This window comes from Paenibacillus sp. GQ49, assembly GCF_059759055.1.
In genome coordinates, this window is sequence record NZ_JCAXEL010000001.1 from 578,801 (window position 1) to 603,250 (window position 24,450).

The 24,450-nt window shown below is 43.4% G+C and carries 16 protein-coding genes; 5 read left to right on the forward strand and 11 right to left on the reverse strand.

What is annotated here, in order from left to right; genetic code table 11:
- Positions 1–51 precede the first annotated feature (51 nt).
- The 5 genes from AC6CIF_RS02725 to AC6CIF_RS02745 all read right to left on the reverse strand — a co-directional run bounded on the left by AC6CIF_RS02725 (position 52) and on the right by AC6CIF_RS02745 (position 5,772).
- The gene (locus AC6CIF_RS02725) at positions 52–1,482 is read right to left on the reverse strand and encodes an NAD(P)-binding domain-containing protein (protein WP_498197750.1); all 1,431 of its coding nucleotides are present in this window, start codon (positions 1,480–1,482) and stop codon (positions 52–54) included.
- A gap of 337 nt (positions 1,483–1,819) precedes the next feature.
- Positions 1,820–2,059 (reverse strand): DUF896 domain-containing protein, encoded by a 240-nt coding sequence (locus AC6CIF_RS02730; protein ID WP_036670038.1) that lies wholly within the window; start codon positions 2,057–2,059, stop codon positions 1,820–1,822.
- A gap of 219 nt (positions 2,060–2,278) precedes the next feature.
- Positions 2,279–3,091 carry a hypothetical protein gene (locus AC6CIF_RS02735; protein ID WP_498197752.1) on the reverse strand — a complete coding sequence of 271 codons (813 nt, stop codon included), beginning with the start codon at positions 3,089–3,091 and terminating at the stop codon, positions 2,279–2,281.
- A complete protein-coding gene (locus AC6CIF_RS02740) occupies positions 3,088–4,062 on the reverse strand; it encodes an ABC transporter substrate-binding protein (RefSeq protein WP_498197754.1) in 975 nt (324 codons plus the stop codon). Before AC6CIF_RS02740 ends, AC6CIF_RS02735 begins: the two co-directional genes overlap by 4 nt.
- A gap of 108 nt (positions 4,063–4,170) precedes the next feature.
- On the reverse strand, positions 4,171–5,772 hold the full coding sequence (locus tag AC6CIF_RS02745) for a helix-turn-helix domain-containing protein (RefSeq protein WP_498197755.1): 1,602 nt from the start codon (positions 5,770–5,772) through the stop codon (positions 4,171–4,173).
- A gap of 391 nt (positions 5,773–6,163) precedes the next feature.
- Between AC6CIF_RS02745 and AC6CIF_RS02750 the strand changes: the two genes are divergently transcribed.
- The 3 genes from AC6CIF_RS02750 to AC6CIF_RS02760 all read left to right on the forward strand — a co-directional run bounded on the left by AC6CIF_RS02750 (position 6,164) and on the right by AC6CIF_RS02760 (position 7,654).
- A complete protein-coding gene (locus tag AC6CIF_RS02750) occupies positions 6,164–6,583 on the forward strand; it encodes a MarR family winged helix-turn-helix transcriptional regulator (protein ID WP_366345662.1) in 420 nt (139 codons plus the stop codon).
- Between the two features lie 27 nt (positions 6,584–6,610).
- On the forward strand, positions 6,611–7,261 hold the full coding sequence (locus AC6CIF_RS02755; protein ID WP_076209073.1) for a nitroreductase family protein: 651 nt from the start codon (positions 6,611–6,613) through the stop codon (positions 7,259–7,261).
- A 96-nt stretch (positions 7,262–7,357) separates the two neighbouring features.
- Entirely contained in the window at positions 7,358–7,654 is a 297-nt protein-coding gene (locus tag AC6CIF_RS02760) for a putative quinol monooxygenase (protein ID WP_253507171.1), read from the forward strand.
- A 118-nt stretch (positions 7,655–7,772) separates the two neighbouring features.
- On the opposite strand, the gene AC6CIF_RS02765 is transcribed toward AC6CIF_RS02760, so the two are convergent.
- From AC6CIF_RS02765 to AC6CIF_RS02785, 5 genes are all read right to left on the reverse strand, one after another.
- A complete protein-coding gene (locus AC6CIF_RS02765; RefSeq protein ID WP_498197758.1) occupies positions 7,773–9,122 on the reverse strand; it encodes an FAD-binding oxidoreductase in 1,350 nt (449 codons plus the stop codon).
- A gap of 112 nt (positions 9,123–9,234) precedes the next feature.
- Positions 9,235–9,756, reverse strand: a complete 522-nt coding sequence (locus AC6CIF_RS02770; RefSeq protein ID WP_498197760.1) for a MarR family winged helix-turn-helix transcriptional regulator — start codon at positions 9,754–9,756, stop codon at positions 9,235–9,237.
- A 44-nt stretch (positions 9,757–9,800) separates the two neighbouring features.
- Positions 9,801–10,610 (reverse strand): alpha/beta hydrolase, encoded by an 810-nt coding sequence (locus tag AC6CIF_RS02775; RefSeq protein WP_498197762.1) that lies wholly within the window; start codon positions 10,608–10,610, stop codon positions 9,801–9,803.
- A gap of 274 nt (positions 10,611–10,884) precedes the next feature.
- Positions 10,885–13,311, reverse strand: coding sequence for a flavocytochrome c (locus tag AC6CIF_RS02780; RefSeq protein WP_498197764.1), 2,427 nt, complete (start codon positions 13,309–13,311; stop codon positions 10,885–10,887).
- A 13-nt stretch (positions 13,312–13,324) separates the two neighbouring features.
- Positions 13,325–13,939, reverse strand: coding sequence for an NADPH-dependent FMN reductase (locus tag AC6CIF_RS02785; protein WP_498197766.1), 615 nt, complete (start codon positions 13,937–13,939; stop codon positions 13,325–13,327).
- 180 nt (positions 13,940–14,119) lie between these two features.
- Between AC6CIF_RS02785 and AC6CIF_RS02790 the strand changes: the two genes are divergently transcribed.
- Both AC6CIF_RS02790 and AC6CIF_RS02795 read left to right on the forward strand, forming a co-directional pair.
- A complete protein-coding gene (locus tag AC6CIF_RS02790; RefSeq protein WP_498197768.1) occupies positions 14,120–15,049 on the forward strand; it encodes a LysR substrate-binding domain-containing protein in 930 nt (309 codons plus the stop codon).
- A gap of 9 nt (positions 15,050–15,058) precedes the next feature.
- Positions 15,059–15,997: an FAD:protein FMN transferase gene (locus AC6CIF_RS02795; protein ID WP_498197770.1), complete on the forward strand. Its 939-nt coding sequence runs from the start codon at positions 15,059–15,061 to the stop codon at positions 15,995–15,997.
- A gap of 144 nt (positions 15,998–16,141) precedes the next feature.
- Here AC6CIF_RS02795 and AC6CIF_RS02800 read toward each other — a convergent pair whose 3' ends face one another.
- A complete protein-coding gene (locus AC6CIF_RS02800) occupies positions 16,142–24,184 on the reverse strand; it encodes an immunoglobulin-like domain-containing protein (RefSeq protein WP_498197771.1) in 8,043 nt (2,680 codons plus the stop codon).
- Between the last annotated feature and the right edge of the window lie 266 nt (positions 24,185–24,450).

Here is a 24,450-nt window from a genome sequence, read left to right on the forward strand (position 1 = left end):
AAAAAACGTGCAGCATCAGATGCCACACGTTCACAATATTATAGAGTGCGATTACTCAGCGAGGGCACCACTTTTCACCCACGTAGCGGTAAATTCCTGTTCTTCATACGCATAGAATTGCTGCAAAATAATCTCCCGATCATCGAGGAACAACTGATCCGCTATCGCAGAGACCAGTTTCGGCACGGCACTCTTGGTTCCCGATATTGCCGATGCCGACAGACCACAGCTGGCAAGTGCAGAGTAGTTGAATACAAACAGTCCATGTAACGGTTTCTCACCCTGTTCACTCCTGCTGGTCATTGCAAACCCAGAACTCAGGTAAGGATGTGCATCCAGCAATGCATTGCGATGCTCTGGCGGAGCCTGGTAACAGTCCCCCCAGCGCGCGATGTATGGCTCCACAAGCTTCAGTTCAGGACGGAGTGCCGGATCACTAAGGAGACCTGTGCTAATAATCAGAAAATCAAACGTAAATGCTCCCTTTGCCGTGTGCACAATCGCACCTTGGTCCGTCGCTTCTACACTCAGCCAAGGCGAATTCAAATGTAGTTCGAATCCAGGCCAGGCTGCCGCACGATTAAACGTATCGTTGGTTGGCGGTTGATTGAATTTGAAGAAGTGAGAGATCACTTCATATTTATCAGCAACCGGAAGAGCGTGGTATCGCTCAATCATACCGGATTGTTCCATCTGACGAATGGGATTAATACTTGGCAGTTGTTCCCGCCGCACAAATACATGAGCTTCCGCCACACCCGTGGCAAGGGCATAACTCGCATTATCGAATGCAGAAGCACCGCCGCCAAGCACAGCAACCCTTTTACCTTTTAACCGATCAAAATCAATCGCTTCAGACGTATGGGCATACCGCTCCCGAGGTAATCTATCCGCAATCATGGATGGCACATGCCACTCTCCACCACCTTGTATTCCCGTAGCAAACACTACTTTGCGAGCAAGGATAACGTCCATCTGAGCTCCTGCCTTGTTCACATGAAGTCGATGTATTCCGTTCTCTATTGGCTCAACCAGCGTTAATTTCACCTCATTAAACACAGGCAGATTCAGCACTTTCCGATACCAGCGTAAATAATTCATCCAGTCTCCACGCGGGATCTTGTCTACCTCTTCCCAACCTTCGGGCCCAACCTGTGCTTCCCACCATGAGCGAAAGGTTAACGAGGGGATACCCAGATCGATGGAAGTCAGATGCTTGGGTGTGCGCAAAGTAACCATACGTGCATAAGTCTCCCAAGGTCCTTCAAGCCCCGATGCATTCTCGTCAATGACAACAATATTGGAGATCCGTTCCCGTAGAAGTCCAAATGCCGCCCCTAATCCACTCTGTCCTCCACCCACAATGACAACATCATAGACATGACCATCCGCATGTTCTCTTGAACGTACCCAGTTCGCTCCACCAAATGACAAATAATCCAGATCTTTCTTCACACGTTCATTCAAAGCTTCCAGGCTCATGATTCATCAACCCTTTCGAGATACATATATGAACTAGTCTTTCTTTGATTATTTGATGTAAGTTTTTTGTTAGATATTATTGAGGATGATTGTGATTTCACCTTGTATTGCTGAAATATATTAGCGTTATTATATGAGTTATCCGAGATCATTTGAAGTTCGCGGCAGCTTTATTGTCATCAAAACTAAAAATATCTAACATGCTTGTTAATATTCACGAAATACCTAATTAGATGGTACCTTCCTCTTTTGATGTGCTTCCTTTTAGACGGAAGATTTGCAGAAAACAAAAAAAGACAGACCAAGATGTAACCTTGATCTGTCTTTTAAAGGAATGCTATTGGCCGGCCTGTTCCCGGCGCTGCAATTTTTCATTGGTTAATTTCTCAGGGGTCACATCATGCCCCAGCGGGTCCACAACGGATACTGCCAGCATGGTTGTCAGTACCTGACCTCGAATAGCCTGCAAATATTGTTTTCTAAGCTCGTGCTGCTCGCTTTGTTCTGCTTTTGTCAAACCGACGCTGCTGCGTTGTTTTCGACTTAATTCGTTAATGCGTCCCAAAATAGGAATCATGAAATCCACCTCACTTGTTAGTCCAATTTCCAAAAGATATTTCGAATATCTTCAAACTAACTTATTACAACTTTACGAATTTGTCCATAGGCATAATCCGTTGAGAAGTGTTTAGGTGATCTCATGCACAGACCACACAATGCCATTTGTAGCACCACTGCCCAGGTTCAACGTAATCGTCTGAAACAGATTCGTACCATGCGGTACAAGAGTGTCTGTTCACTGCTGGAGAAGTTTACGCAATCGGGATTCCGAACCCAGCTTCGGACAACTGTCACAATACCCATGTGCGTGACTGCCGCTCCCAACCTGATAAGCCAAACAACAATATCGACGTATCAAGAACGGCGGTCCCTGCCAACTGGAATGTTCGAAGCACAGTAGCTCATTTGCAAATGTACATGCATTATCGTTTTGTCGTTCCAGCCAGAGGCTTTGATCTGCTTGAATCTTTGCAAGCCGTTCATCTGTCTTCCATATGCTCTGATCATTAATCATTCGTGCATACAATTGTTGCACATTATGCGCAACCAGAGACCACATGACCTTATCGTTCGCTCCTGTAGCGACGGCCACTGCTCGCAGAACAGGTTCCAGATGTAACAGCATTCTCTTCTTGAGCAAGCCGCTCTCTGATCTGCGCTGAACAGGATCTCCCCCCTCCAACAAGGAGCTCTTCAGCCGAGTCTCATATCGCATGCCACCTGCTCCATTCAATTCAAACCGCACATCATCGTCTGCAACGCTAAGTATAGTATCGTATAGACTGAAAGCTGAGATTACGGACATAACAAATACGGAGTAACGTTTGGCAAAAAGTGTACCGACGGCCACACTTCCTTTGCCGCCCAATTGAAGCCCTTGCTGCACAGCCTGTTCACGCAATATCAAGTTTCGTTTCTCTTCATTCAGCAGATCTTTCACATGGAAAGGATACTTGGAATCATCACAAGTCGCTTGGATCGTCGTCACAAAAAATTGCTGTAACGCTTCCGACATCTCTGAATAATCATGTCTTGGATAACGTCTCATCTATTAATCATGTCTTCAACTTCGTTGATAATCTCGCTTCGCCCAATTGCTCCCCAGCCCTTAAACAACCAGAAGGAATCTGTCGTATAGACCTGATCTGTACCAACAGCCGGTACTCCCTTCCAGAGTGAGCTTGCATTGATGTTGTTTAAATACTCATCGGCATTCGGGTCAATCTCCAGAACTACGAAATCAGCATCCACATCTGCAATTTTCTCCATGGACAAATCCTCACGTTGTTCGGCAGGTGTCACAGTCGTTGGCACAAATCCAAGATCATGATACAAAAGTGTGTTGGTTGGATGTCCTTTTGCCGCGTAAATTTGCAAGGTCTTCTCTCTTACACGCAGATAAGCCAACTTTTTTTGATCCAGTTGTTCGATCTTCGCTTTTAATTGCTTCGCCTGCTGCTCTACCTTGGCTATCTTTTCTTTTGCCAGATCCACTTTGTTGTACATCCCGGCAATGGTCAACAGATCCTCTGTCCAATATGTTGTATCATCAACAAAATCCAGCCATTCAGTACCAAGTACAATCGTCGGAGCGATTTTCTCCAACTGATCATACGTACTCTCCGCAGTTCGACTCTCAATAACGATGACATCCGGATCAATCTGAAGGATAGCCTCCAGGTTAGGACTGTCTGCAGACCCTACCGTTGGAATGCCGGCAAGCTGATCTGCAAAGTAAGGCAAATAATCTCCTCCGTAACGAACTTCTACATTAACGCCTGCTGGTTTCTCACCAATCGTCAACATGTGATCGATGTAAGCAGCAGATAATACCACCATACGCTCTATTTTTTGCGGTACAACCGTTGTTCCTTTAAGATGCTCAATCGTTTGTGTTCCACTCTCTTCCACAGGTGTATCCTGTTGCGGAGGCGTTGCTTCTGTTGCCTTGCTACATGCCGTCAGAACGAGCACAAGCAGGGCAAACAGTATCATCGTTGTTGCTCTCTGTCTTACCATTTGTAGTAAATCCCCTCTACTATTTAATAATAATAATCATTATCACTATAGTAGGGAAAAGCGTACAGGCTTACCATGGATTATTCCACTCTCTTCTCTTGCACAATATCACCGTAAGGTAACCCCAAGTTGCTCTGCCACATATCGCATGGCCCACATGCGTCCGGTGGGACCCAGCGTTTTGAAGAAAATATCTCCTGCATTATATACATGGCCTTCTTGAACAGCCTTTAATGCCAACCATGCACTGGATTGCTGTAATTGCCTCAGTCGAGCACGTGCGTCTTCTGTGGGATCGACCATTACAAACACATGATCCGCGTCGTATAACTGCAAATCGCAAACTTTACTCTCTACAGCCCACTGTTGTTCCGGAAAATCACGAGGCAAATAAAATCCCAGATCATCATACAATAGCGCCCCTGTCTGGTTGTTCAATCCATACATTCGGTAGAAATGAGAAGTCACCCGGATGAACATGGCACTCTGTTTCCCCCACCTCGATTGAATGCGTCCTCGAAGAACCCGGCTCAGTTCAGCATGTTGTTCTATCCACTGTACAGCCTGTTCGGTGCGACCCATAATGTCCGCCATATACAGAAGCCTCTCGCCAAAATGGTTGGTGTGCTCCAGCATGGTGGTAGGCGCGATCCGATGCAGGGAGTCATTTGGCTCCAAACGATCACTTGTAATGATCAGGTCCGGTTGGACTCGCCTCAAATCATCATAGTTCTGATTGAAGCTATCCAGAATAAGTCCCTGATGACTGTGTGCTTGAAGCGCAGGTATGGCAACATGACGAGCCACCCTCTGACCATAGGATAAAGCGGATACTGGCCTCAAACCAAGCGTTATCACATAATCGTCCAACCCGTAATACAAGGTCGCAATGCGATTCACTTTATTTTTCATATACAACGTTGGGGCGATTCCTTCATTTTTCTTGAAGACTCTGCTGAAATAGTGCTCGTCCTTATAACCTACTTGCTCCGCAATTTCCTTGATTTTATCTGAAGAAAATAACAGCTGCTTGGCCTTCGTCATACGTAGTTTCATTATATATTCAATCGGGGTCATATTTAATTGCCGTTTGAATGTTCTTATAAAATGATTCACACTAAGACCTGCCATGCGGGCCATCTGATCCATTCGAATGTCTTCCATATACTGATGCGTCATATATTCAAGTGCCAGATCCATCCCTGTTACAGGGGTAGTTGCTTCTTTCACGTGCATCATTAACTGAATCAACAACTCATGCAAAAGATGTTTCCTGCGCGTCTTCTCAAGACTCGTGATGGAGTACTTTCCATTCATCAGGGTATCCATCATCTCCTGAATATCACGTGTATTGGAAGGTACATTAAGCTTGCCCGTCACAGGGAGATCAAATGCCTCAGTATGCCAAGCATTCTGACGCCGGGTAAGTGTAACACAGGAAAATAAAATGATCTGATATCGGACAGGTGCTCCCATATCTGTCTGAAACTCCACATGCATTCCTGGCTTCAACAAAAACCACTCGTCTTGAGACACCGTATGTACAATGTTATCCATAGACACAGATCCCTTGCCAGCGATGACCCTGCAAATGGCGAACCTTTTCCATATCCGATGATGGACAGCCCCCGGATTGCTAAAGTAATGACAGACGTGGACAGCAGAGAAATGTAGTTGCTCCAGTTGTTTGATCCAATCATTTTTCTCCATGATGACGTCACCTCCCTGTTTGAATCGAACCTATAATCGCCTGATTAAACCATATCCTTTGCCTTTCAGTTAATTATAGATAGATTGATAACAATTCTCAATAACATAAACAATCAATATTAACTTATCCATTTGGACAACATATACGGACTGTAATGTAACATAGCGGGATAATAGCGCCAGCATCAGCAACATTTTCTAACCTGTTGCAAAATCATAAAAGGCATGATATATTAATTGAGCCATCAATGATTGACGCATCAAATATTGATACATCAATGATCGAGAGCATCCAAATAATCATTAGGCAATGGCATTGTATACTGCAACATTAATCATTGGTTAACATACGCCGTTGTTCATGATTCAGATTCACCCGGGAGGTCTAGTCATGACACGTATTGTTTCCAAAGAAGAACAAATCATCAATCTGTTGAACGTGTTGGGTAACAAAATCAGTCCCAAGTTTGAACGCTGTACAGGTATCAGTTCCTCTCGCTTCGAAATTCTGCATGAGCTGGATCAGGTAGATGAGATTAACCAATCCATGCTGCAGAAAATCATTAACATTGATAGTGCTGCGATTACACGGCACTTGAAACAGCTTGAGGCGGACCTGATGGTTACAAGACGCAAGAACCCCGAAGATAATCGGGTCACTTTTGTTCGTTTGACGGACCACGGTCGGAAGCAGATTGAAGGCTACAAAGCAGAGAAGACCAATTTTATCAACCAGATTTTACAGGATTTCAGTGAAGACGAAGTTCAGTCACTCGCCGATTTCCTGGAACGTATGCACAACAATTTCTAAACCCATATATAGAGGAGAGATCCATTCATGAGTACAATTCAAAGCAAATTCCAAAAAACCAATGATTTTAACGAAATTACCTATGGTCGCCGTTCTGTTAAACTTTACGATCCTGAAGTGAAAATTAGCCGTGAAGAGATGACAGAAATTCTGTCCGAAGCTTCCCGTGCACCATCTTCGATCAATCTGCAGCCTTGGCGTTTTCTGGTTGTAGATACGGCTGAAGGTAAAGAAAAGCTTGCTCCACTTGCGAGATTTAATCAAAATCAAGTGCTGACTTCTGCCGCTGTTATTGGCGTATTTATTGATATGAACAACGTTGAATACATGGATGAGATTTTTGGTAAAGCTGTAGAACTTGGTTACATGCCACAAGACATTAAGGATATGCAGCTCAAAACTGTAATGCCTTATTACGAAAAGATGGCTGCTTCCGATCTTCGTGACGTTAACCTGATCGATGCTGGCCTTGCTTCCATGCAATTGATGCTTGCTGCTCGTGCTCATGGTTATGACACCAACCCAATTGGTGGTTATGAGAAAGATCAAATTGCAGAAGCATTTGGCATGGACAAAGAGCGTTATCAACCCGTTATGTTGATCTCGATCGGTAAATCGGCCAAAGAAGGTCACCCTTCCTACCGTCTGCCTGTAGAAACCATCACAACTTGGGCATAATATCAGGGACGGTTTCCCTGTAAGTTCGATTATATTGGTTAGTAACCATACATTCTTAACACATTCCAAACAAACACAATATGGAGGTTATACATTATGATTATCATTCACGCGCATCTGCAAGTTAAACCGGACCAAGAGCAAGCATTCCTCGCATCTGCGAAAGAACTGATCGCTGCAACACGTCAAGAAGAAGGTAACATCAGCTACGATTTGGCAAAAAGCACAGAACGCGAACAACAATACACGATGATCGAACTGTGGAAAGATGAAGCTGCTACAGCTTCCCACAACACAAGCGCGCATTTCCAAGCTTTTGTTCAACAAGCAGCAGCATTCATGGCCGCTCCAATGAACGTTGAAGTATTTGCTGGAGAACAAGTTAAAGCTTAATAGCTCATTAACTGCCATGCGTATCTAACATGTGAATAAGCTGCTCTTGGTCATATGACCGAGGGCAGCTTTTTAGTTTTCTTTTTGAAAATAATTCACTTCAACAAGTGAACATGGACTACACTATCCGAGCTGGCGTGATGCTCTGCGGATTGTTGAACACATTTTTCGGGTCATACTTGGCTTTGACTCTCCGCAGTCTGGCATAGTTGGCTCCATAGTACACTGGACCGGAATTTTTGATCCCTTGGTCTGGAACGTTGATATAGGAACCCACAATGTATGGTTGCAATTTCTTGCGAGTATTACGAGCGAGTGCGATATTTTTGGCGGCATGGGATGGTTTGAGCCACGTACTGGTCCATTCCACATAGAACTTCTCTTTACGCCAGAAGAAGGCGGTTGATCTAGGTGATTTGCGACTTACTGCTCCGCCCCAGTTGAGGAAATAGAATCCGCCTGGTCCCTCTTCCAGGTTCTCCAAAAATGTTCGCATCGATTTAATGGCTTTCTCGGGGAATGGTTTTCGTCCAAAACCGGACGAGAACTGGTTACTATACCGTTGAGTCTCGGTCGGATCAGGTTGTAATAAGAACTTCACAACTTCCGTGTAAGGTAACAAACGAACAATGGAACTTGTCGGTGTGCCAACACTCGTAATCGGCTGCAATAGACGGAGTGCCTCTGTTTTTGACCCTAGGAACAGCCCCTCCATGACAACATTGCCACCCTTTTTCGGTCCGATGGACAACTCGCTGCCCAGTCTTGTATCCACAGAGGGAGCCCACCTCTGCCATACTTTGAGCACCTTTTCGAATTGAGCCCATGGCCAGGTGATTTTAAATACAGTCGCCTTCGCTGGAGCACGGCGCACTTTGAATTTGTAACGTGTGTATACTCCGAAGTTACCGCCTCCTCCTCCCCGCGAGGCCCAAAAGAGATCCGAATTACGATTTTTATTGGCCCGAATCACTTTTCCTTTGGCGTCCACCATCTCTACCTCAAGCAGGTTATCACTGATGAGACCGATGGTACGCTGGAGAGGCCCAATTCCCCCACCTAATGTAATTCCACCGATCCCTACAGTAGGGCTGTCACCAAAAGGAGCTATGAATCCTTGTTTCGCAAGGGTGTTTGCAATTCTTCCCACTCGGTTTCCTGTTCCAACAACAACCGTTCCATTTTTTTTATCAAGTTTGATGGAATTCAGATCACTCACATCAATCACGATACCGCCATTCACTTGGGAAAGATTCACTTCCAGCGCGTGTCTGCCACTCCGCGGACGAATCGGAACATTATTCTCACGAGCCCATCGGATAGCGTTGGATACATCCTTCGTCTTTTGGGCAAAAACAAAAACTTTGGGAAATCTGTCCGTATGCGGGTCCCAGTTCTTACGCGCCGCTTCATATCCTGGATCACCTTTGTAAATAACCCGTCCGGTAAGCTTGGTTGATGATTTCACACGTCCCACTCCCTGCTGAATAATTGTCCTACAGCCTCTGCTGCATCAAGCACTTTATACTGTATGACGGACATTCGCGGAGGGAATGGGCGGTTGCCCTTAATTTCAAGGTTCATGTTTCAGAGGAATCAATTCTGATTAACTTGCGCGCTTCCTGTTCTTTTTCACCATACCAGACGAGCACGTCGGCAAACAGATCCATGATGCGAACAAAGTTCTGCTTATCTGCTTCTGAAATCTGATCTGCATACTTGAAAATTTCATCAAAGCAAAGCTCCCTTACAAATTCGGTATACTTCGCATATACCTCGCGACCTTTCGGTGAAGGTTTGACGTAAATGTCTTTGCGGTTGCCGCTTAAATGAAATTTCTCGAGCAGCCCTTTTTCCGTCAGATTCTTCACATTCTTGGAAAATGTACTGCGGCTTACGCCCAGGCATGCGGCCATTTCCGACATCTTCTCTTCTTTGTCCTCAGCTTCCAGAATGTATTCCAGCGTCTGAATCTGTGAAGCCGAGAACATCATGTCTGTACCATAACTTCGTTGCAACTTGTACGTGTTCGAGTACGCATTACCGTATTTGATAATTTTCTCAATCAGTTCCCGATGGTCGCCCATCCAATCTAATTTCATGAGTAATCCCTTTCATGTTCAAATTCTCTCTTACTCTACTGAAATCAGATTCGTTTTTCAATCCATGTAATTGCTTCTTCAATAACATCATCACGAGTCGGTTCATTAAAGATCTCATGCATCAGATGAGCATAAATTTTGAGTGTTTTATCCGTTGAAGCGATATCGCCGTAAAAGTCACGGGAATCCTTTTCGCTGACCAGTCCATCATTGGCCCCATGCAGTACAAGCACGGGATCTGTAAACTGCTTGGGGTTCTCCTTGAGCCATGTTATTCCATTTCCCAAGCTGTTAAATAAATCTACAGAGATCTGCTTTTCAACCAGTGGGTCATTCGCGTAAGCGGATACAACTGCGGGGTCACTGCATACGCCGCTGCCCAGCTCATTTGGGAAATACGTGCCTGTAGGAAGTTCCATCGGCAGTTCTCCGGCAACTTTTGTATTGTAACGAGTGAGGGCTCCGGATAGCACGATGCCTTTGACCTTGCCTGGATATTTCGTTCCAAAGGACGAGGTTGCAAAACCGCCCATACTATGTCCGATGACAAACAGCGGAAGATCGCCGCTCTCTTGCAATGCCGCCTCGACAATGACACGAACATCTTCAATAAGATGATCAAATTCTTTATAGAACGTACGCTGTCCCTCGGATCTGGCATGACCCCGATGATCGAAGCGATACACATTAAAACCACGTTTATTTAGTTGTTCCGTCACATAATCGTAACGCCCTGCATGCTCAGCTAGTCCGTGAACAATAACGACAGCGGCTTTTGCATCACTAACTAAATTTTTACTAGAATATAGCCGAGTACCGTCAAAAGATTCAATTGTTGTTTCAATTATACTCATAATATTTCCCATCCCTCTCGTTACGCTCAAGCACCAAATAATTAAAATTCTTTAGCACAGGGCGTTATTCGTATACTTAAGAATGAAGTCCTTATAATTATATTTGATAAGAACAATATAGTTTCTTATAGAAACAATATATCATCCGATATAGCTGTTGTCCACAACAATTTTAAAGCGCTTTCAAATAAATAGTATCACTGCTATGAATCATAAAAAAAACCACTAAACACTTGAGAATCCTTGTGTTTAGTGGGGGCTTTTATTTTACTTTCTAATCATTCATTTCATCAACAGCAGTCTTACCAGCGATTCGTCCAAAAGTAAAGATATCCGTCAAGGCATTACCGCCTAAACGATTGCCTGCATGTATACCTCCTGCAACTTCCCCAGCGGCATATAGATGTGTAATCGGCTGACCATTTTCATCCAATACGCGAGTTTGGGTATCGATCTTGATACCACCCATTGTATGGTGAACCGCCGGTTTTCTAGGCGTAGCATAGAATGGAGACTTCTCAACTTTTAAGCTAAACGTATCCTTATGGAACTCCGGATCAAAGCCCGCATCCACATATGAGTTATACTTATCAATCGTATTTCTAAGAACTTCAGGTTCCATATTGATTTTCACGGCCAGCACTTCTAACGTATCGGCTCTGAACAAGGTACCTGCTTCGACTTGAAGGTCTATCTTTTCCTGGCTTGTATTTGCTGCGGTTTTCTTGATCTCATCATCCGCAATCAGGTAAAATAAACTTCCCTGCTCGATAGCCGCTTTGGTTAAGACATCTCGTCCAGAGAATTCATTAACAAAACGTTCTCCCTTTTTATTAACAATGACAAAGTTTTCAGGTGGTACTTGCAGTCCACTGAAAAGTTCGCCAGTTTCAGGATCGGCTACCGGCATCATTTGAGTGAAGCCCATGCCTGTCAGTGCTGCTCCTGCACTCTTACCAAGTGATATTCCATCACCAGTCATCGCATAGGAATTTGTTGTTTTGATATCATCGTCAATATGGCTCCAATACGTGTTGTATTCCTTGAGCATCTGTGTATTTGCACCAAAACCGCCGCTGGCAAGCACAACGGCTTTGGCATGAATGGTGATTTTCTGACCATTGACACCTGTTGCGATAACACCTGTTATTTTTCCATCTTTGATGATCAATTGTTTGACTGGGCTATCTGTAATTATTTTTCCTGAATGCTCTTCTACATATTTGCTAAGTGCAATGATAAAGGCAGAGCCATAACTTTTGACAGGTTTATGGCCGCGGCGCCAAAGGGCACCCACTGGAGCAAATACGATACTCTTATCATACTCAACCCCGATATCCTCAAGCCACGTTACACTTTCCAAGGCACGGTCTGTAAGTACTTTGACCAGATCGTACTGTCCATAGATCGTGTTTCCATTCAGATCCGTTCGTTTGCCCCCAAAATACGTTTGCATTCTGTGAAGAAGTGGCGAGTCGAATAAATAAGCCTTTTCTGTGCCGAACTTTTCCTGATACGCAGTAAACTCTTCTTTGAGTGCATGGAAATCATCGATATATTCCGGATGGATCAAGCTCTCATCGGTACTCAATAAATTCTCAATCGTCTGTCTTTCCCCTGGATTCTCAGTGAACTGTTGTTGCCATACAGGGTCTGCAGCATTGACAGGACCACCTGAGCGGATCGTGTTTCCCCCAACAGCAGGATATTTCTCAAGCACAATCGCACTTGCTCCTTGTTGTAAAGCTGTAGCAGCAGCACTAAGTCCTGCGCCGCCTCCACCTACAACGACCACATCGCAAGTGTATTCTTCGTCCTCTTTCATCTGGCTGCTAGCAGGTTTTGGACGTCTTTTCAGGATGTCAGGATTCACTCCGGCAAGCTTAACCGCTTTGGCTACACCATTGATGACAGCATTACTGGTTTCAGAAGCACCTGAGAGAGCATCTACATTCAGCGTCTGTCCCTCAATGATTTTATTCGGAATTCTTACAAAAACAACATCGGCGATGCCTTCGGTTTCACCCTTCGAATCGATATCGATGCTTTCAATTCTATTTTCACTAAAGGATACCTTCATCGGAAGATTGCCACTATGACCTATGGCATTGATCTCATACACACCGGGTTTGTAGGTAAACTCCTCTTCTTCGTTGAGCTGATTTGAAATTTTGGCAAACCGAAGGAATCGCAGGAAACATGTTTCCAGGAAATCAATCGTTCCTTCATTGTTCAGGTTACCTGATTCGTCAAATGCTTTATGTGCCGTTCCAAGCAAAAACTCATACCCTGGCATCACATTGGCTTCGACACCCGGTGCATCCAGGATTTGACGAAGATGCAACTGTGCACGCGAGGAACCTTGTGTTCCCTGTGACGCACCTATGATCATCACGGGTTTGCCAGCCAACGGATGGATTTCAAAGCTCAACCATTCCAGCAGACTTTTAAGGGATGACGGGATGGAATGGTTATATTCTGGAGTCGCAATAATGACACCATCACTTGCTATAATTTTTTCATTAAACGATTGTATAATTGCACTGTTTGTTTGGTTATCGGACTGATTAAACATCGGAACATCTGTAATATCGAGGATTTCAATGGCTGCTCTGGACTCAAAATGCTTTTGCATGAACTGAAGCAGTTTGCGATTATACGATTTCTTTGCATTTGTGCCAACGATCGCTATGATTTTCATTGTGATTAGCCCCCTACTCTTGCCAGGAAAATTTTTTCGTTTTTTTCTTCAACGTCCTTTTTGATAACAGTTCCGTAGTGATCTCCGTAAACAAAACAAACTCATTGAAGATTTCGGCAAGCTCGGCCACCTTTTGAGCGTCAATAAGATTGCCAATGTTATCAAATGCACTCTGGGATTTTCCCAAAAGAAACTCGCTGCTAGGCATCATTCTCGCACCAAGCTCAGGCGAATCCAAGATTTGTCTAAGATGCGCTTGTGCCCTGGAAGAACCGAGTGCACCATGTGAAGCACCCACAATCAGAACTGGCTTGTCTTTCAGGGTTTGAGTGGTATAACTGATCCATTCCAGCGCACTTTTCAACACTGCAGGGATCGCATGATCATACTCAGGAGTAGCGATAATGACACCTTTCGCTTTAGAGATTTGATCTAATAAGTCTTGTACCTTCACAGGAATATCAACTTCAGCATCCTCTAATTCATCTTTTTCAATAAAGGCAGGCAAATCCTTAATTTCAAACAAGTCAATCTGGGCTTCACTAGCAAAATACTTTTGCATAAATTGAAGCAGCATGCGGTTAGTTGACACATCCGAATTCGTGCCCACGATAGCTAAATAGTTCATCTTAATCCCCTCTCTGTCATTCGAGATGATGTTCGTAACTGTCAGGCTCAATCTTTCGGCCTAACTCTAACATATCAAAGCTCAAATGATCTAATAGTTATTCATTGCAGTTTGATAACTAATTTGTTATAATCACCTCAAATTCAAAGTTTGTTACTTTTTTCACAAAGGGTGAGGGACATGTCTAAGTTAGAATCTCAAGATATCTTGTGTTACATTGACAGCCTATTAAAATACAGCAACTATAGCAGGGCCGCCCAATCCCTTTACATATCTCAGCCCTACCTCACAAAGGTTATCAAAAAAATCGAAATTGAGTTGGGCTGTGAGCTAATCACTCGCAACAAACTTCCGTACCGATTAACCGAACAGGGGAAAATATATTATCAATACTTAACTTCACTCGAAAACAGCTACGTCAAGCTTATTAGGGAAATCTCATATGTATCGGATATTGGCAATAAGGTGATACGGATCGGCATTCTTCCGAGCCTCGGTGTGTACTTAACGCCCCTTTTTTTACCAGATTTTCTGGAGCTTCATCCTGCTTATAAAATTAATCTTGTAGAGGATTTACCTGAAAAAAATGAGAAACGTCTCCAAAATAATGAGCTGGACTTCTGGATCGGGCAAAATTCAAGCAGTATCTCCCCTAACTTGAACTCGTTTAACTGGGGCAGGCATAGTTACCAGGCCATCATTCCGCGTTGCTGCGAATTATATCAAGAGAATGTTGCAGTCATCCCGGAGGGCACAATTGAGATCAGCACCATTTTGAATCAAAAGCTTATTCTAACGTCCAAGGGTTCGGCAATCCGAAAACAGATTGATCAATTGCTCAGTGTCTACAAGATACAGCCTAATATCGTGATGGAGAGCAAAGAAATCTATACGGTACTGAAGCTGGCAAAGCATAATTTAGGTCTGACCTTTGTGCCTGAAAGTATTCATATCAAGGAGTGCCCTTCGGAATACAACATCTATCCAATCCCTATAGAGAAGATGAGTCTGGATTATTTTATAGCCCATCATGGAGCAAAAAAGCTGAATAGCGTGGATCATGACCTCATCCATACTTTTCTCAATCACGGACAACAATGTGCAATATAGGAGGCTATCATGAAATCTTTTACGAGAACGATACCGCTTATGGGAACTAACATATCACTCTATATCGAGGGGACAGATGCTGAAAAGCTTGCCGAGGAAGCAGTGAATATGCTTGTCCATTATGAACAAGTATTTAGTGCCAACAGTGGGCACTCGCAGCTTGCCATGCTAAAAAAAGAAGCCGCATCACATCCGCTTAGAGTAGACAAGGAACTGTATGATCTTATTAAGATAGGCAAAGAACACAGCCTGAATCAAGATTCATTTTTAAATATTGCTATAGGGCCTTTGATCAAATTGTGGAGAATTGGTTTCCGCGAGGCACATGTGCCGGAGGATGCAGAGATTAAAGCGGTGCTGGAGCTTTTGAATCCGGAGCATATACAGCTTGACGATGAGCTGCAAACGGTTCATTTATTCAAAAAGGGCATGGAAATTGACCTTGGAGCGATTGCTAAAGGTTATTTTGCTGATCAAGTTATGTCATTTTTCAAGAAAAACGGAGCTACATCAGCTATGGTCGATATGGGCGGCAATGTTCTGGTTCATGGCGATTCTCCCACCGGGTCCAGTCACTGGAAAGTTGGAATCCAAAATCCCTTTTTACCTAGAGGAAATGCAGCAGCACTCGTTAGTATACGGGAGCAATCCGTCGTTACATCAGGAATATACGAGAGAGTTTTAGAGAAGAAAGGGGGTCAGTACCATCATATATTTAACAGCGGAACAGGCTATCCAATCGAAAGTAATATCGCTTCGTTAACGATTATTGCGGATAGATCGCTCGACTGCGATATATATACTACAGAATTATTTGGGTTAGATGCGGTCTCCATTATTCATAAAGTTAATAATATGAAGGATATCGAGGCTGCCGTAATCACGACGGATGGAAATCTGGCCTATACCGATAATCTTAGGGGAAGAATTGAGCCCGTATTAAGGTAAAGTTAACAGCTACTTCTTTAGGCCAGGATCTAACGGCTTTTCCTGCTCACTGATTAAACAGATAATAAAGTGGACGGAACAAGTTCTTCCGCCCAACTTTATTATCTGAGTGAATCAATAGTAACTGCCTTATACTTAACGTGTCTACATCAAACCCAACAAATTATAGATCATCACTGCTGCTTCTGCACGGCTAGCATTCTTCTTCGGTGCAAACTCATCGTTACCTACACCGTTTATTATGCCTGCTCCCTGTATTGCCTCTACCGCTTGCTTCGCATAACTTGCGATGTTTGCTTCATCCTTGAAGGCTGTAGCTTCACCACTTGCTAACGCTAGTTGCTTAATTTGGATCGCCTTGTATACCATAACCGCCATATCTTCTCGCGTAATGTTCTCATGAACTCCGAATCGTCCATTTGGTTTCCCGTTCACAATCCCCAGCTTCTGCGCGGTTGCGATATTTCCATGGTACCATTCTCCTTGCTTCACATCACTAAAACTTGTCGTTGCGCTCTCATCCGATAGCTCAAACATATTCATCAGCATGGTGATGAATTCTGCTCTTGTCACTTGACCATTCGGATTAAACTCGCCGTCGCCTACACCCTTCACAATGCCTCTTGCTCCCAATGCTGAGATCGCATCCTTCGCCCAATCTTGGGTCACATCCTTAAAGCTCGTTGCAACATACGCTACCGTATACTTGCTTAGATACGTTGGCTTGAACTCTACTTTTCCTGTCGCTGCATTATATTTACCATTCGTCACCACTCTTAGCTCTCCGTTGTCCTTCACATCGTATACAACGACGTTGTTTGGATTTTCGCCAGCCTTTAGTGTGTATGGCAATTCAATCACGAGATCATCTCTGCCATCAAACTCTGTACGTTTCTTACCATCAATCGTTAGCTCGATATCGTATACGACCTCACCGGTTAGCCCAGCTTGTGCACTAGCTGGCAGTTGATTAGCTGTTATTTTCTTAATCGACAATCCTAACGTTTTCCCTGCACTTGTTCCTGTTCCAAGCAATTCGGTTGCCACGGTTACGACTGCAGAGCCTGTGTTGATCTCGATGCGATCTACCGTAGAAGATCCACTTGTTAAACGCGGATCTACTGCTAGCTCAATCGTTAGCCCGTTCAAGCTTTCATCAGCTTCGACTCGCACCCGTAGCTCACCGCCTGTCGTTTGATCAAGCGCACGCTTCACCGTATCCGCACTTAACTTCACTTCAGAAGTACCGCTCTCATTTACAACTGGTTTAATGTTTATTTGGCCGTTGTTCATGACCACTGGCTCATTTCCACCTGGAGCTGTTGGTACTGTAGGTGCAGGAATGTTACCGCCACCACTTCCATCACCACTGCTTGGTGCTTGTGGTGTTCCATCAATCGATGATGTTACCGTTACCGTAGCGCTGGATGATAACCCACCATCTACTGTAGTTACTGTAATGCTTGCTGTTCCTGATGCCACAGCTTTTACTTGACCTGTCGCACTTACAGTGGCTACTGCTGGGTTACTGGAACTCCATCTTACTGCTTTTTTCGTTGCATTTGCCGGTGCTATCGTAGCTGTCAATTGCCCTAATTGACCTTCTACGATGGACAATGTCGTTTTGTCCAAGCTAATTCCGCTAACCGGTACGTTCTTCCCACTGAGTGCATCATACTCACTTTGTGTAATTGGAATTACCGTTCCGTGACGAGGACTAGCGGGTAAGTTGTAGTTAGAAGATAATGTCCAGACACCTGATGCAAGATTGGTTGTCTCGAATGGAACATAACCTCTTCCACCAAACTCATCTACGAATAAATACCATTTTTCATCTGTATTTGATTTGAAGATCGTTGGACCCTCAACCCATTTGATGTTACCAACGCCTTGATTAATCATCTTGAAGGCTGGATCTAGGATCGAGTCACCCGCCTCTTGAAAGATCATCTTGCCAAATGGAGCAGAAGCTCCATTGTCTTGCTCATCCTTCGTAAAACGATACACTTTTCCATCATGCTCAATCATCGTTGTGTCAATGATGGAATATCCATAATCCAAATATACTTGCGGTTCAGTAAACGTATAGAAATCTCTTGTCTTGCTATACATCATTTTTTGATATGCACTGCCTGTATGGGATGCATCATCAAACATTCTTGATGCCCAAAATACGATATATTCACCCGTTGTCTTGTCGTACATAATTTCTGGTGCCCATGTATTACCCGCTTCTTCTGGTGCAACCTCTACCATGCGTTGATTTGTCCAGTTGACTAGATCATTCGATTCCCAAACCATAATGGAACGACTGCCCCATGTCTGTGCTCTACCCCAGTTACCATTGCCGTTAATTTTCAGATCGGTAGCGATCATGTAGAACTTATCACTTTCAGGCGAACGAATAATGAACGGATCACGTACACCCTTCTCCCCTAAGGTAGAGGTCAATACAGGTTTACCATTATTCAATTCTCGCCAGTTCAACGGATCATTGCCGTTACTTAGTGCAAAGTAAACTTGCTCCCCTGTTGCAGTACCTTCTCCAGTGAAATATGTGAAAAAGTATCCCGCATATTTTTCATCAGCAGGCAGTTCCTTCACCTTCGCAATGAATTCCTTCGTCGTGGATGCTGAATTTAATGTAATCGTAGCTGTAAGCTTCACGTCTACATTTCCACTACCGTGTGCCGGACGTTTTACTTCTCCAATAACTGAAACAACGTTCGGTTGAGCAGAAGCCCAAGTAATTGTTGTTCCGTATAGTCCAGATGCTGGTAGTGTTATATGACCTCTTACATCATTAATGTTATGAACGACTAGTGCTGCTTTTGCTTCATCTACAGAAGTGACATCGTTTGGCAATGCCTTAACCGTCAACTGAAAAGTTTTGTTAACTGTCTCTGTACCATCTGTAAATACTGCTGTTAACGTTACAACTTGATCACCTTTTGCGTTAGCTGGTCTGGTTACAGCACCTGTAGTTGAGATGACATTACCCTTATCTGAAGTCCAGCTTATTGTTGTGCCATAAGCACCTGATGTTGGCAAGGTTACATTGCTTATAATCGTATCTTTTGATGCATTAGAAGCAAGAAGATCATGAATCGTTAATTTCTCCGTCGCAGCCGATACAAGCATGCCCTCCATTTTAGCAATCTTCTGATCTGAATGGGCCTTAAGTGATGTAATATCTGCCGCAGTCATAGCACCATCATAGATTTGGAAGTCTGTAATCATACCACCGAAGTATGGATCAGCTGGATAGAATGACTTAGCGATGGTTCCACTACTGCCTGAAGTATTTTTTATTTGTTCTAGTGTCATTCCATTCGTTGAGCCTGATGCAACTGCAACACCATCAATATAAAGCGTTAGTGTACCATCCGTGCCTGAAACAACAGTCGTAACGACTTTCCATTCATTATTCTTTAAGCCCGTGGTAGAAGTTGAAGACTCATTATTCCAAGCATTCGTCGCGATACCTAAACGAGCTAGACCGTTAGCGTTATAACGTGGTGTGAAGTACGTATAGTGCGTATTATTGTTTGGTCTTCCTAATGCATATAACCACTCCGCAGCGTTTTTACCGCTCCAGTTCACAATGGATGAAACGGTCATATCCGTTAATCCATCGAGAACTCCTTGTGGTAGTTCTACATAAGAGTTAGTTGTGCCACCAGTAAAGCTTAGTACACCAGCATCTTGTGTACGAATCCATTCTGCTTTAGACGGATTCATCCATTTTCCATTGAAGTTTCCTGTTTGATCAATAACCGTCGCACCATCGATATCATTCATATCGTAGTGAAGAATGAGCTCTGCCCCAGATGGCTGCTCTACTGGAGGAGTAACGTCTTCATCAGCTAATGTTGCAATCTCTTCAACGGATAATGCACGATTATAAATACGGAAATCATCAAATTTACCATCAAATAAACTATGAGATCCGTTTCTCGATTTACCAATATAATTCATCGTTGTTTCCAGTAACATTCTCGGCTCCACGTTAAATGTCGAGCTACGTTTAACCTCTCGACCATTCACATACAATACTGCATCAAATTCATCCATTGTAATGGCAACATGCTGCCAAGTCCTTGTTGGTAATAACCCGGAATTTCTCACCGCATATTTATATTCTGATCCCAGTCGAGTGCTGTCATTGCTAAATTTCTCTGTAAAAGGGGTTACGACAGCAAACTCTAGACTACCTGTATCACCTTGTGTGCTCAAGTACATGGTGTTGCGGTTAACCTGTCTGCCTGTGTCGGAAGCAAAATCAAATATTCTTTGATTTGCTTGATTTCTGTCCATTTGAACCCATGTAGAGAACGTAGCCTTCTCAAGATTCAAGGATTGAATCAAGTTATCTGGCAGCTTCACATATCCTGTTGATCCATTAAGCTCTAATGCACCACCCGTTTTACCGATGCGATCCTCCTCATTAATCGTTGCTCCATCTACTAGTGTTGCGTGATGACCATTACCAGAAATGTCATTCACCGTTGTACCATTCACTGTATTTGCATCAAATGAGTAATGTACAACCGGGTCTGTTGATGGTGCTGGACCTTTCCAGGCATACTTCTCTTGCAAAGCATCATACTCTGCACGTGAGATTGGAATTACGGTTCCGTGTCGTGGTCCTGGCGGAAGTGCATATTGATCACTACTTAATACATTGTTCATATATTGCGTACTACTATCCAGATCTGTTGTATATCGGACATGATATGGCCATGAATCAAGGAACAGATACCATTTGTCTTTATTATTATCTTTAAAAATCGTCTGCCCTTCGTTGTTTCCATTATTTCCGATCAAGCCAAGTTTATTATCACGTGTACCCGGAACAGCGTCGTATTGAAGGCCGTTTGCTGCAATACCGTCCTTGTCATAATAAAAAGTTGGTGCTTTCTCCACATACACTTTAGTATTCACTTCTGATTTGGTGAATCGGTACAACATATCATTATGCTCAATAAACGTCGTATCAATGGTTGGAAGTGACTCATCAATCATGACCTTTGGCTCAGAGAAGTTATAGAAGTCTCTTGTTGTTGCGTAGTACATCACATTGTACTGACCTTCCGGTCTTCCGTTATAGTCACCATATGTCTCTGTGTTTTTCATCGATGATGCCCAGAATACGATATACTCTCCAGTTACTGGATCATAGATAGCTTCTGGTGCCCACGTATTTCCTCCAGTCTTAGGAGCAACCTCAATCATACGCTGCTCGCTCCAATGAACGAGATCCTCCGACTCCCAAATCATCATGTAATGACTACCCGTAATTTGAGCTTGGTCAAAATTTGTACTTTCGCCCATTTTCAAATCGGTTGCCAGCATATAGAATTTATCACCTTCTGGTGACCGAATAACGAATGGATCACGAAGTCCTTTTTCACCCATATCGGATTGAAGGATCGACTTACCATTATTCAGCGCTTTCCAGAACAATGGATCTTCAGCTGTGGCGAAGGATATCTCTTCACCACCCTCATATTCACCTGTAAAGTACGCAAAGAAGTAAGCATCATGCTGCACTGGAGCAGCTGCTTGTTTAATCGTAACGTTAAACGTAAGCTCTTTAGAAGCTGCACCATTCGTAATTGTAGCTATTAGCGTAACGGGCGTATCCGTAGCTTGACGGCTTACCCAGCCTAGCTGTGTAGCGTCACCAGCCGCTTCAGCCGTTCCTTTCACAACCGCAGGTTTGCTAGATACCCATGTAATTGTGGAGCCTTGTTCACCTGTAGTGACAAGACGTAAGTTACCTTTAACGTTGTCAGCATTGTAGATCTCTATTTGTTCAGCGTCCAGATCAACCTTCTGCTGATCATCGAATTGCTTCAAGATCGTAACAGGGAATACAGCTGTAGTTGATACGCCTTGATACGTTAAAGTAGCCGTAAGCTCTGCTTGAACATTACCTGCTTGAACAGCTGGACGTTGTACAATGCCATGGTTAGAAATGACAGTAGGATGACTAGAACTCCAAGTAATGCTCACGCCGTTTTTACCGCTTGTTGGTAATGTAACGTTTCTCGTTATCTTATCCGTGCTCTTATCGCCTTCACCTAAGTAACGATTGAGGTTAAGTTGATTTGCTGCATCATCAACAGTGAGCTGACGTATTTTTGAGATGTGAGTTGCTGCTTCTTGTTGATATAACTCGCCTACTTCTTGCTCTGTCAAGGCGCGATCATATACTCGAAAATCAGCTACGCTACCTTGAAGGTATGGATCGTTTGAGAAGATTGATTTACCGATAAAGCCAGAGAAAGTAGCATCCGGATTAATAATTTCTGACAGCTTTAGTCCCTTTGCATTACCCGAAGCAACCTTAGCTCCATCCACGAATAACGTTATCCTATTGCTAGCTTCGGACAAGGACACCGTTACATGCTTCCACTGCCCACCGATAAGGTTTGAGTTTGCGCTACCTGTAAATAATGCTTCGTTCGGCCAGCCATTTTTAGAGATACCTGTAGCAATCATATTACCTGATCCACTACCGTGACGTGGTGTTACGAAGAAATATTTGTTCGTTTCTGGTGTTAATACAGTACCCAAACCGAAGATCCAGCGATTAGTCCCATCATTCGTCCAGTTCACGATTGAAGATACTGTAATCTCATTCAGACCGTGTAGTAGATCTAGTCCATTTGAGCCCTTAGGAATCTCAACATGCCCACTATTAGATGTAGAGCTTCCACCATTGAAGGAAATAAAACCAACCTCACTGTTTGAAATGAATTGTCCATTGTTTGGATTTCTAAATATTCCGTCAAATGTAACTGCCTTATTGGCAACATCCTTCAGTACGAGTTGACCGTCTACTTCTTCAGTCGACTTCATGTTGTAATGAAGAATAAGATCATCTTTTAGCGATTTTCCCTTAACGGTAACGGCTGATGTAGCTGTAAACTCTCCATCTTCAGTCTGTACCGTAATTGTGGCTGTACCTTCACTAACAGCTGTAACTTTACCCGTTGAATTGACAATCGCTACACTGGAGTCACTAGATGCCCAGATAACTCTTTTATTTGTTGCATTTGAAGGTGAAATAGTAGCTACTAATATCTCACTGTCCCCCGCTGATAAAATAAATGTAGGTTCATTAAGCAAGACACTCTTAACGGCAATCTGCTCAATAGAGTCATCCTTAGGTAGTAAGGTAACAATAAACTCCTTCGTTGTTTGGGTTCCACCTAAAGAAATGGTTGCAGTTAACGTCACTTGTTGTTCAATTTCTCGTAAGATTACTTCACCAGTCGGACTGATCGCACTCTCATCACTAGAAGTCCATGAGATCATTGCGCCATTCTTATCTTGAGTGGGCAGTTCAAGAGATTCTGTAACTGCTGATATGTCTCCTAACGTTAGCTCTATTTTGCCTTGTTGTACTTGCTTTTCATTAAACGATTGTTCATATACTACAGCGATATCTTCATTATTTAGTGCCTCTCCGTAAATTCTTAAATCTTGAAAGCTGCCCGCAAAAGTAGCATCCCCTAAATAATTGGAGCGCCCGATGTAAGCATGCAAATCAGTACCAAAGCTTGCTGTTGTTTTCTCTTTGGCGATCGTGCCTATACTTACACCGTTAATGTAACCTGTAATAGAGCGTTCTGTAATAACCGTCGTATAGTGAACCCATTGACCTTCGTACGGTGACGTTGAAGTGCCTGATACCCCTACCTCAGTTGTCCAAGGCTGGTCAACATTATTGTTATTCGTAAATACTGACTTAAAATCACCACTTGGATTCGATGGATTAAACATCCAGTAATTCGTTGGCAAGTTATTGCCAGCTGCTGGAGTACCGTAGAATAATGCTGAGTAGTTCCCACTTCCAGTGTTACTCTTGATCCATACAGATATCGTTGTATTTTCTTGATTATCAAACAAACCAGTAGGAAGCTGAACGTAATTTGTATTACTATCTGTTCCCCCAGGCAGAGTGAGACCATCCGTGTACGTAATGTCTCCTACGGCCGTTCCATGCTTTTCATTCCCTGATATATCCTGTACATCCTCAAGCAATGGATAATGTGCCAACATCGTTGGTGTTATTGTGTCCGCTGAAGCTTGATTGCTAAATGGCAGAACAAGATTAAACCAGCTACTGAAGGTCATAAGTAAAACTAACATTAGGATTGTAATTTGCTTCCGCATAGCATTCTTCCCTTCGATTAATTTTCAGAAGCATACAACCCATATCTCTCACCTTTAAAACCAGACCCCCTCGCTCAAGGAAATAGAGATACGGCTTAAAAAAGAATGCGCTTACATTTCTTCTCATATTACGTCTTCAACACTTCCAATTCAATGTAGTATCTTGTTAATAAGGTGGATTTTTTTATTGATTCACTCAAACTTCAACACTATCCCTATACTCCGAAGTAATCGTTTTCATTATAAATATACTCTATGTTTAAATT